This window comes from Streptomyces sp. NPDC047072 (assembly GCF_040643855.1).
In the GTDB taxonomy this organism is placed as follows: domain Bacteria; phylum Actinomycetota; class Actinomycetes; order Streptomycetales; family Streptomycetaceae; genus Streptomyces.
Genome location: NZ_JBEYVC010000269.1, coordinates 1 through 9989 on the forward strand (window position 1 = coordinate 1; position 9989 = coordinate 9989).

12 protein-coding genes are annotated in these 9989 nt (G+C 72.2%); all 12 read right to left on the reverse strand.

Annotated elements, in window-relative coordinates; all coding sequences use genetic code 11:
• The coding region (locus ABZ896_RS50200; protein ID WP_360945361.1) for a class I adenylate-forming enzyme family protein at positions 1–1044 on the reverse strand (1044 nt) is incomplete at its 3' end.
• Between the two features lie 31 nt (positions 1045–1075).
• Complete coding sequence (locus tag ABZ896_RS50205) at positions 1076–1396, reverse strand: EthD family reductase (protein ID WP_360945363.1); 321 nt, start codon at positions 1394–1396, stop codon at positions 1076–1078.
• A 17-nt stretch (positions 1397–1413) separates the two neighbouring features.
• Positions 1414–1794, reverse strand: coding sequence for a nuclear transport factor 2 family protein (locus tag ABZ896_RS50210; protein WP_360945366.1), 381 nt, complete (start codon positions 1792–1794; stop codon positions 1414–1416).
• Complete coding sequence (locus ABZ896_RS50215; RefSeq protein WP_360945369.1) at positions 1791–2141, reverse strand: nuclear transport factor 2 family protein; 351 nt, start codon at positions 2139–2141, stop codon at positions 1791–1793. The genes ABZ896_RS50210 and ABZ896_RS50215 overlap by 4 nt, the downstream gene beginning before the upstream one ends.
• 124 nt (positions 2142–2265) lie before the next feature.
• The gene (locus ABZ896_RS50220; RefSeq protein ID WP_360945372.1) at positions 2266–2892 is read right to left on the reverse strand and encodes a TetR/AcrR family transcriptional regulator; all 627 of its coding nucleotides are present in this window, start codon (positions 2890–2892) and stop codon (positions 2266–2268) included.
• Positions 2893–3020: 128 nt separating this feature from the next.
• Positions 3021–3848 carry an enoyl-CoA hydratase/isomerase family protein gene (locus ABZ896_RS50225; RefSeq protein ID WP_360945375.1) on the reverse strand — a complete coding sequence of 276 codons (828 nt, stop codon included), beginning with the start codon at positions 3846–3848 and terminating at the stop codon, positions 3021–3023.
• Positions 3845–4609, reverse strand: a complete 765-nt coding sequence (locus tag ABZ896_RS50230; RefSeq protein WP_360945378.1) for an SDR family oxidoreductase — start codon at positions 4607–4609, stop codon at positions 3845–3847. The genes ABZ896_RS50225 and ABZ896_RS50230 overlap by 4 nt, the downstream gene beginning before the upstream one ends.
• Positions 4606–5382: an SDR family oxidoreductase gene (locus tag ABZ896_RS50235; RefSeq protein WP_360945381.1), complete on the reverse strand. Its 777-nt coding sequence runs from the start codon at positions 5380–5382 to the stop codon at positions 4606–4608. Before ABZ896_RS50235 ends, ABZ896_RS50230 begins: the two co-directional genes overlap by 4 nt.
• Positions 5379–6593 carry an acyl-CoA dehydrogenase family protein gene (locus ABZ896_RS50240; protein WP_360945384.1) on the reverse strand — a complete coding sequence of 405 codons (1215 nt, stop codon included), beginning with the start codon at positions 6591–6593 and terminating at the stop codon, positions 5379–5381. Before ABZ896_RS50240 ends, ABZ896_RS50235 begins: the two co-directional genes overlap by 4 nt.
• A gap of 12 nt (positions 6594–6605) precedes the next feature.
• A complete protein-coding gene (locus tag ABZ896_RS50245; RefSeq protein ID WP_360945387.1) occupies positions 6606–7574 on the reverse strand; it encodes a phosphotransferase family protein in 969 nt (322 codons plus the stop codon).
• Positions 7571–8782, reverse strand: coding sequence for an acyl-CoA dehydrogenase family protein (locus ABZ896_RS50250; RefSeq protein ID WP_360945389.1), 1212 nt, complete (start codon positions 8780–8782; stop codon positions 7571–7573). The genes ABZ896_RS50245 and ABZ896_RS50250 overlap by 4 nt, the downstream gene beginning before the upstream one ends.
• A 34-nt stretch (positions 8783–8816) precedes the next feature.
• Entirely contained in the window at positions 8817–9950 is a 1134-nt protein-coding gene (locus ABZ896_RS50255) for a thiolase family protein (RefSeq protein ID WP_360945392.1), read from the reverse strand.
• Positions 9951–9989 lie beyond the last annotated feature (39 nt).

Consider the following 9989-nt stretch of genomic DNA (forward strand, 5'->3'; position numbering starts at 1 on the left):
ATAGCCAAGGAACAGCGACGGGCCCCGGACCTGCGCACGGCCCGTCACCCCAGGCCCCAGAACGGTCCCCTCAGGAGCAACAGCCCTGAGATCGGTGCCAGGGAAGGGCCGTCCGTCACGGCCGAGGCGGATCTCCTCGGGGTCGTCGGGCCTGGGCGAGGTGTGGCCGAGGCACTCCGACATGCCGAAGACGCGCAGGATCCGCGTGCCCAGGGAGCGCTCGGCTCGGGCAAGGGCGCCCCGGTCCATCGGTCCGCCGCCGACGGTGATCGAGCGGACGCCGTCGAGGACCTTCGAGCCGGCGGCGGCCGCGCCCATCTGGAGGGCCATGGTGGGCACACACATGGTCCACCGGACGTCGTGCGCGGCCATGCGCGCGAGCGCCTCGTCGCGGTCCCATCGGCCGCACAGGACGAGCGGTCCGCCGAGCATGAGCGAGAGACAGACCCCGAAGCAGTACGCGGCGGTTGAGGAGAGCGGAACGACGGCGGCCACCGCGTCCCCGGCGCTCAGGCCGTTGACGTCGATCGTGCACGAGCACGCGTACCGCAGGGCGCTCTCGGTCTGGACGACGCCCTTGGGCCGTCCGGTGGAGCCGGAGGTGAGGCCGATGAGGCTCCCGCCGGACCAGCGGGAGACATCGCGCGGGCCGTGGCCGGCGCGGACGCTCCAGCCGTCGAGGGCCTCGGCCGTCCGCGCGTCCGCAAGAGCTGCGGCGCCGCCCCACTCCTCCAGGGCGGACGGTTCCGCGATCAGGACGTCCGGTCGGATGTCCTCGACGGCGGCAGTGAACTCGGCCTGGGTCGTGTGCCGGTTGACCAGGGCGAGGACACCGCCGGCCTTCCCCACGGCGAGGCTCGCCGCGACCGTACGCCACGAGTTGTCGGCCTGGAGCAGCACGGTGCCGCCCGGCCCCATTGTCTCGGCCAACTCGTGGGCACGCCACAGGAGTTCACGCGCGCCGTGGTGTCCGTGGTCGTCGACGACGGCCGTGAAGTCTGCTTGTTCGGCCCGGTCGTAAAACTCCCGCACTGTCTGTCGCATCCGCTTCCTCGCCTCGTCGCGCAGGACCGCTTCAGTTGCCGTACATCTGCATCTCGCCGCCCATGACGGCGATCCGGCGTCCGCGCATGTCGCCGACCTGGGCGACGGCCGCCGCCCACTCGGGGCTCTTGAGGGCCTTGTCCAGGTCCTCGGCGGTGTCGAAGCTCAGGACGGAGAGGCCGTCCCAGCCCTCGGAGCGCGGTTCGAGGGCCGCGTCGATGTCGGTGTGCCGCCAGGACCTGAGGCCGGGCAGGTGCCGGGTGAGGTCGGCGTGTTCGCCGCGCCACCAGGCGATGAACCGCTCGTGGGTCCACTCGGGCGGCCGGGCCGCCAGCAGGACGAGGTTGTACATCGCGCCTCCCGGGTGCTTCAGGTGAACAGGACCGCGGGCGAACGCCCGATCAGCAGCCGCCGTACCCTGCCGTCGTCGTCCAGTCGGGCCGAGGCCACGAAGGTCGCCTCCGGTACGCCCGACCGGCGCACCTCGCCGAGGTACAGCTCGTCCCGGCCGAGGGTGGACGCGCTGAGCGGGTGGTGGGTGCGGACGCCGACCTCGCGCTGGGCGAGGTAGCCCTCCATCTCGGCCCGGCCGCCGTGGAAGTCGGTGCCGGCGTCGCCGCCGGTGGAGAACAGGATGGAGAAGGAGAAGTCGTCGCCGATCAGGTCGAGGATCCGGTCGGCGTCGGCGCTGTCCAGGATCCCGAACCAGCGGGTCAGGAACGGGGCGGCGGACGTGGCGGGCGCGCTCACGGCCGGTCCACGAGGTCGAAGTCGGGTGTGAAGAACGACTGGTAGCGCGCCATCAGCCCGGCGGGCGACACCTGTACGGCGGAGAGGAACGCCCCGGTGGTCACGCCCTGGTCGACGACGAAGCCGTACGCCGTCTCGACGTCCCCGTCAATCGCGTACCGCACGATCTCGTGCCGGCGGTCGACCGCGTTGCGCGCGCCGATGTAGTCGGCGAACTCCTCGCGGGAGGTGCCGCTGCGGTGGCCGTCCGGGAGGGCGATGAGGAACCGGAAGCCGGGTTCCAGCAGTTCGAGGGCCTTGTCCGGGTCCTGGCCGTCCATCCGGGCCATGTATTCGCGAAGCACCATTGCCGTTCGCTCTCCCTCGGCGCCATGAGTCCAGCTCGATGAAACAACCTGAGTTCAGTTCAGTTTGACTGTACGGCCACCGCCCTGCCGCCGACAAGAGGCAGGGCGTGGCCTTGCGTGGGGGCTACTCCGCGACCATCCGCACCACGCACCCCTCGATCATCTCGCTGATCTCCGACAACGGGATCGCGCCGGTCGGGCGGTACCACCGCCAGACGCTGACGATCATGCCGAGGACGGCCAGGCCGAGGGTGTGCGCATCGCGTACCGGGAAGGCGCCCTTCGACATGCCGCGCATCAGCAGGGTCGTCCAGTCCCGCTCGACCATCTGCACCAGTTGGCGGGCCGCGACGCGCTCGGTCTCCTCCCGCCTGGACTTGCGCGGGGTGGCGAGCAGCGACATGTTGGCCTGCAGGATGCGCATCTGGCGGATCTCCTGCTCGGTCACCGCGAACGCCGCCCCGACCGCCGCGCGCAGCTCCTCCACCGGGTCCACCGGGCCGGTCGTGGCCTCGACGAACTGGTCGTGGGAGCGCTGGAGTTCCAGGCGCATGATGGTGAGCAGGCAGTGGGCCTTGGACTCGAAGTAGTGGTACAGCGCGGTCTGCCCGATGCCGACCCGGTCGGCCACCTCCGACCACTTGGTGTTCTCGTAACCGTCCTCCCCGAACCGCTCCACGGCGGCCCCGAGGATCGCGCCGCGCTTCGACCTGGGCCCCTCCTCCGGATCCACGATCCGCGCCCTCGCCATCGTCTCTCCCTCTTCTGCGCGGACGGTACCGATCACCGTCCGGTCGTCCGAGAGTAGACCCAAGTTCAAGTCGGGTACGAATCGTGGACCTGGCGGGTGTCCTGGGGCTCCCCACCACGCGGCCGGGATCATCCCGGCTCCGACGGCGCGGCATCGAGTTCCGGCACCCCGGCAGAACCGGGCCCCGCGAATACGGGCCGGCGCCCCGCAAGGAACGCAGCGACGCCTTCCCTGCCCTCCCCGGACACCGCCGCGTCGGCCAGCCGGCGGGCCTCCACGTCGAGATGGTCCTCCAGGCGGGCGGAGAGGGACTGCCCGACAAGCCTGCGTGTCGCCCCGTACGCCGCGGTGGCGCCCCGGGCCAGCGCCTCCGCAGTCCGCAGGGCCTCCTCGTCCAGCCGCTCCGGCTCCACGACCCGGCTCACCAGGCCCATCCTCAGCGCTTCGGCGGCTCCCACACGGCGGTTCGTCAGCAGCAGGTCCAGCGCCTGCCGCGGTCCGACGAGACGCGGCAGCGACCAGCTGACCCCGGCGTCCGGCGTGTACCCGATGGCGGTGTACGCGGCCGTGCAGGTCACGTCGGTCGCCGCGAGCGCCACGTCCGCCGCGGCCAGGAGCCCCAGCCCCGCCCCCGCGACCGCCCCCTGCGCGGCGACCACCAGCGGAGCGTCCAGCCCCGCGAAGACACGCAGCGCCCCGTGGAGGGCGTCGGTGACCGCGGTGAGATGCTCCGCCAGCCGCGCCCCGGACAGCCGGGCGAACTCCTTCAGGTCTCCGCCGACGCAGAAGGACCGTCCCCTCCCGGTGAGCAGCACCGCCCGCACTCCCGCCCGCTCGCACTCGCGCGCCGCGTCCAGCAGGGACCGGGCCATCTGCAGGTCGATCGCGTTGCCCGACCCGCGGCACAGCTCGACCCGCGCCAGCCGGTCGCCGTCGACCTCGGCCGTGACCCTCATCGCGCCGTCCACCCGCCGTCCACGGTGAGCACCTGCCCGGTGCAGTACGAGGACGCGTCCGAGGCCAGGTAGAGCAGGGCCCCGTCCAACTCCCCCGGCTCGCCCCCGCGCCCGAGCATCGTGCCGCGTTCGACCCACCGCCGGGAGCGCTCGTCGGTGAACAGCTCCTCGGTCATCTCCGAGCGGAACCAGCCCGGCGCGAGCGCGTTGACCCGCACCCCCGACCGGCCCCACTGTCCGGCCAGTTCGCGGGTCAGCCCGAGGAGCCCGGCCTTGGACGCCGCGTAGGACGCACCTCCCAGGGGAGCGCCGGAGACGAGACCCAGGACGGACGAGACGTTCACGACCGATCGCGTACGACCGGACGGCGGCGCCTCGGCGAGCAGGCGCGCGAGGTGGAAGGGGGCCACAAGGTTCACGGCCAGAACGTCCGCGAAGTCGGCGGCGCTCTCGTCCTCGGCCCGTACGGCTCCGGGCGCGCCGGCGTTGTTGACCAGCACGTCGATCCGTCCGGTCGCGTCGAGCGCGGTCTCCATCAGCCGTATCCGGTCCGTGTCCCGTGAGACGTCGCAGACGACGGGGTGGATGCGGGGGTCGTCGTCGGCGAGTTCCTTGAGTCTGTCCAGGCGCCGGGCGGCGGCGAGGACGGTGGCGCCGGCCGACGCGAGCACGGTCGTGAAGCGGGCCCCGAGCCCGGACGAGGCCCCGGTGACCACGGCGGTCCGTCCCCGCAGCGAGAAGAGGTTCCCGGCCGCGGTCACTGCTCCACCCCGATCGGCAGTACGGTCGCCCCGCCGTCCAGCACCAGCGTCTGCCCCGTCATCCAGGACGATGCCTCGGACGCCAGGAAGACCGCCGCGTGCGCCACGTCCTCCACCGTCCCCAGGCGGCGCAACGGCAGCCGCGCGGTCAGGATCGGTTCCCTCGGCTCCCATACGGCCCTGGCGAGCTCGGTCTTGATCAGTCCGGGGGCGATCGCGTTGACCCGCGCCCGCGGCCCGAGTTCGTAGGCGAGCTGCCGGGTCATGTGGAGCATGGCCGCCTTGGTGGCGTTGTACCAGCCGATGTGGGGGTCGACGATCAGCCCGCCGACGGACGCGATGTTCACGACCGCTCCCCCGTGCTCACGCATCCACGCCCGCCAGGCGCACCGCGTCCAGGCGACCATGCCGTACTGGTTGACCCGTACGGTCTTCTCCGCACGGGGCAGGTCCAGGTCGAGGAGGTCGCCCATGTACGGGTTGGTGGCCGCGTTGTTGACCAGGACGTCGAGCCGGCCGAAGCGGGAGACCGTCTCGTCGACGCAGCGCTCGGCGTCCTCGGGCTCGCCGACGTTGGCGGCCACTTGATGGATCTCGCCGTCGCCCTTCACCCGCGACAACTCCGCGCGCGCCGCGGCCAGTCCGTCCGGTTTCCGGGAGGCGATGACCACATGGGCCCCCGCCTCCCGGTAGGCCTTGGCGATCCCGAGTCCGATGCCCCGCGAGCCGCCGGTGATCACCGCGACCCGCCCTTCCAGTGCGTGTTTGTTCACGCCGACTCCTCGGGGTACTTGGCCAGTTCGCGCCGTGCGACGGTCCGCAGATGCACCTCGTCGGGCCCGTCCGCGATCCGCAGCGCCCGGGTGATGGCGTACAGCCGTGCCAGTACGGTGTCGTCGCTGACCCCGGCCGCGCCGTGCGCCTGGACGGCCCGGTCGACCACCCGGTGGGCCACCTCCAGCGCGGCCACCTTGATCTCGGCGACCTCGGTACGGGCGGCCGCGTTGCCCTGGGTGTCCATCAGCCAGGCCGACTTGAGGACGAGGAGCCGCAGCTGGTCGATCTCGATGCGGCTGCGTGCGATCCACTCCCGGACCACGCCCTGCTCCGCGAGCGGGCCGCCGAACGCGGTGCGGGCCAGGGTGCGGCGGCACATCAACTCCAGTGCGCGTTCGGCGAATCCGACCGCGCGCATGGCGTAGTGCATGCGGCCCGGGCCCAACCTCCCCTGGGCCAGGGCGAATCCCTCTCCCTCGCCGCCGAGGAGCGCCGAGACCGGCACCCGTACGTCCTCGAAGAGCACGTCTCCGTGGCCGCAGCGGTCGGTGTACCCGAACATGGGCAGGTCACGGAGGACGGTGATGCCGGGGGTGTCGCGTGGGATCAGCAGCATGCTCTGCTGCCGGTAGGTGGGTGCGTCCGGGTCGGTGACGCCCATCAGGATGATCAGCCGGCAGTCGGGGTCGAGGATCCCGGACGTGTACCACTTGTGGCCGTTGACGACGTACTCGTCGCCGTCCCGGACGATCCGGGTGCGGATGTTGCGTGCGTCGGAGCTGGCCACCTCGGGCTCGGTCATGGCGAAGCAGGACCGGATCTCGGCGGCCAGGAGGGGTCGCAGCCACTGGTCCTGCTGTTCGGGGGTGCCGAAGAGGGCGAGCAGTTCCATGTTGCCGGTGTCGGGGGCGGAGCAGTTGAACACCTCGGGCCCGATCACCGACCGTCCGGCCAGCTCGGCGAGGGGCGCGTAGTCCAGGTTGGTGAGTCCGGCGCCCCAGTCGCCGTGTGCGAGGAAGAGGTTCCAGAGTCCCTCCGCCCGCGCCTTCTCCTTCAACTTGCGCATCACCGGCGGTAGTTCGTGCGGGTTCTCCGCCTCGGCGAGCTGCCGGTCGTAGACGGGCTCGGCGGGCAGGACGTACTCCTCCATGAACGCGGCCATGCGCGAGCGGAGTTCGTCGGCCCTCGGGGAGAGTCCGAAATCCATGGTGGCGCTCCTTCAGGACCGTGGGGTGAGGAGGTCGCGGGCGGTGTCGATCATCGCCGCGATGGTCGGTGGCAGCCGTTCCTGGTCGGGGTCGTGGTGTCGGCCCTCTCGGTGGCGGCGCAGGTTGTGGCCCATGATCGCGGCCATCTTGGTGCGGGCCAGGGCCCGGAACCAGGCAAGGTCGGGGGGCTCGGGCCGGCCGTCGAGGTAGGCGGTGAGCAGGTCCCGCTCGGTGGGCAAGCCGGGGACGGCGCGGCCGAGCCGGGGGAAGTTGCGGTGGTCGGCGAAGAGGAGGAACCAGGCGAGGTCGGCGCGCGGATCGCCGTAACCCCAGATCTCCCAGTCGACGACGGCGACCGGTCGCTCGCCCTGGAACAGGACGTTGCCGAGCCGGAAGTCGCCGTGGGTGAGAACGGGCGGGACGGCTGAGGGCAGCCGGGAGGCGAGCGCGGCGAGCAACTCCTCGGATCCGTCCCGGAGTTCGACCGGCACGGCACGCATGGTGCGCGACCATCGCTCCAGTTCAGCCGCGGGACCCAGCGTTGGTTCGACGGGGGCGGCGGTGCCGTGCAGATCCCGCAGCACAGGGGCCAGGGCCAGCATCCGTCTCCGGGACAATTCCGGTTCGAGCCGGTGCTCGTCGAGGACCGGCTCGATCGCCTCGCCTTCCACGAACTCCATTGCGAACCAGGCCGGTTGGTCCTCGTCCACGGCGACGACGTCCGGCACGGGGACCGGTGACCCGGCGAGGGCACGCAGGATCCGGGCCTGGCGCAGGACGTCGTTGCGCCCGATGGGCGGGCGGCCGGGTGGCACCGCTTTCACGACATACGCGGTGGGGCCCGCCGTGATGGAGTAGGTGAGCCCCGAGTGCCCACCGGGCAGGGTGCGCAGGTCGCCCGGCGGCTCGCCGGGGTGGCGTTCGGCCAGGCGTGCGCGCACCCGTCGCGTGAGGTCACTCGTCTCGGTGGTGGTGCTCAACGCCCTGCTCCCTTCGGCTCTTTGGGCAGTCCCAGCACCCGTTCGGCGAGGATGGAGCGCTGGATCTCGTCGCTGCCGCCGGCGATGCGGTAGCCGGGCGCGCCGAGCAGGTGTTCGGTCCAGGCGAAGGTGCCCCAGTCCCCCGTGTCGGCGGCGAGCCGTGGTCCGAGGAGTTGCTGGACGAGGTCGGTGGTGGCGCGCATGGTCGCGGTGGCGTGGAGCTTGCCGACCGAGGCCTCGGCGCCGGGTGCGCGGCCGACGACGAGGGCTGCCGTGACCCGCAGTCCGATGAGTCGCTGGACGAGGGTGCGGACGTACAGGTCGGCGGCCTGCTGCCGTTCGCCGTCGGTGAGCGGACGGGGCAGATGTGTCGCGAGGTCGAGGGCGCGGTCGGCGTTGTCGAGCCCGAGGCTGCCGGAGTCGAGGCGTTCCGCGGCGAGCACGGTGAGGGTGACCCGCCAGCCCTCGCCGACGGGGCCCAGCCGGTCGGTGTCGGGTACGTGGACGTCGTCCAGGTAGACCTCGTTGAAGCTGGTGCCTCCGGTCATCTGCCGGATGGGCCTGACGGTCACGCCCGGGGCGTCCATGCGGACCAGGAAGACCGTGATGCCCGCGTGCTTGGGTGCGCCGGGGTCGGTGCGGCACACGGCCACGCCCCAGGTGGCGACCCGGGCGCCGGAGGTCCAGATCTTGTGGCCGCGCAGGATCCAGCCGTCGCCCTCGCGTACGGCACGGGTGCGGACGGCGGCGAGGTCGGAGCCGGCCTCCGTCTCCGAGAAGAGCTGGCAGGCGAGTTCGTCGGTACGGAGCAGGGGGCGCAGCCAGCGCCGCTGTTGTTCCTCGCTCCCCCAGATGCGGATCGCGGGGGCGACGAGCTGTTGGGTGACCGGGAAGATCTCGGCGCGCTTCGGCACGTCGAAGGCGGCCTCCTCGATCCGGTACAACTGCTCGTAGTACGCGGGCAGTTCGCGGCCGCCGTACTCCGGAGGCCAGGCGAGTGCGCCCCAGCCCTGGTCGTAGCGGGTGCGTTCCCACTGCCGGGCCCGGTCGGTGTGGGTGTGTTCCTCGGCCTCGGTCCAGTTCTCGAAGACGGCCACCGAGTCGTCGCCTCGGCCCCACTCCTGGCGTGCGGGGCGTGCTGTCGCCACGCCTTTCAGCCAGCTCCGGGCCTCGGCGCGGAACGCGTCCGGGTCGGGTACGGCGTCCATGGTCCTCCTCACGACGCATCAGCGGGTCAGCGGGTCAGCGGGTCAGTACCGTGCAGGCGCTGACGCCGGGCGCCCCGTAGACATGGGTGAACCCGGCCCGCGGCGCGTAGGGGACCTGCCGCTCCCCCGCCCGCCCCCGCAACTGCTGCACGATCTCGTGCACTTGGCGCAGCCCGGACGCCCCGATGGGTTCCCCGTTGGCGATGCACCCGCCGTCGGTGTTGACCGGCAGCGAGCCGTCGATCCGGGTCGCGCCGAACGGGATGAGCGACTCCTGTTCGCCGTGCTCGCAGAACCCGCACTCGGCCAGGTGCATCACCTCGGCGCCGCTCTCGGTGTCCTGCAACTGGCAGACGTCGATGTCCCGCGGCCCCAACCCGGCTTCCTCGAAGGCGGCTTGGGCGGCGTCGGCGCTCACACTGGTCGGCGTCCCGGCCGGCGCCCACGGGCTGAACACCTCGAACGAGCCGAACCTGCGGGTCCTCACGACGGCCGCCCGCAGTGCGATCGGTGTGCCACCGAGTTCGCGGGCCGCCTCCCGGCTGCACAGGACCAGGGCGACCGCGCCCTGGCCGGGAGAGCAGAACATGTACCGGGTCAGGGGGTCGTTGACCATCCCGGACGCCAGGACCTCGTCGGCGCTCAGTGGCTTGCGGCGCCACGCGTTGGGGTTCAGCACGCCGTTCGCGTACGCCTTCTCGGCGACCAGCGCGAGGGTGCGGGCGCTGATGCCGTGGTCGTACATGTACCGCTGGATCTTCATCGCGAAGAACTGCGTGGTCACCATCAGTCCGTCGCGGCCGTAGGCCTCGTCGAGCCCCCAGTCGGCCGGCCGCGGGTCGAAGGCGCCGCGCGGATGCCTGTCGAAGCCGACGGCCAGGGCCACGTCCGCCGCGCCCGAGCGGATCGCGGCCACGGCAGAGACGAGGGCGCTGCCGCCGGTCGCGCAGCCGTTGCGGACGTTGATGAACGGCACGCCGGTCAGGCCGAGTTCGGCCACCAGCGTGTCGGCGTTGCCGGCGGCGTCGCTGCCGCCGTACGCGGCCCGTACCCGCGACCAGGGCAGTCCCGCGTCGGCGAGGGCGGACCGCACGGCCGCCACCGCGAGCTGTCCGACCAGTTCGAGAAGGCCCCGGACCACCTGTTCGACTCCGCCGAGCAGGTGCACCTCGACCACTGGCACCGCGGTCGAGTCGTGCTCGTCGGC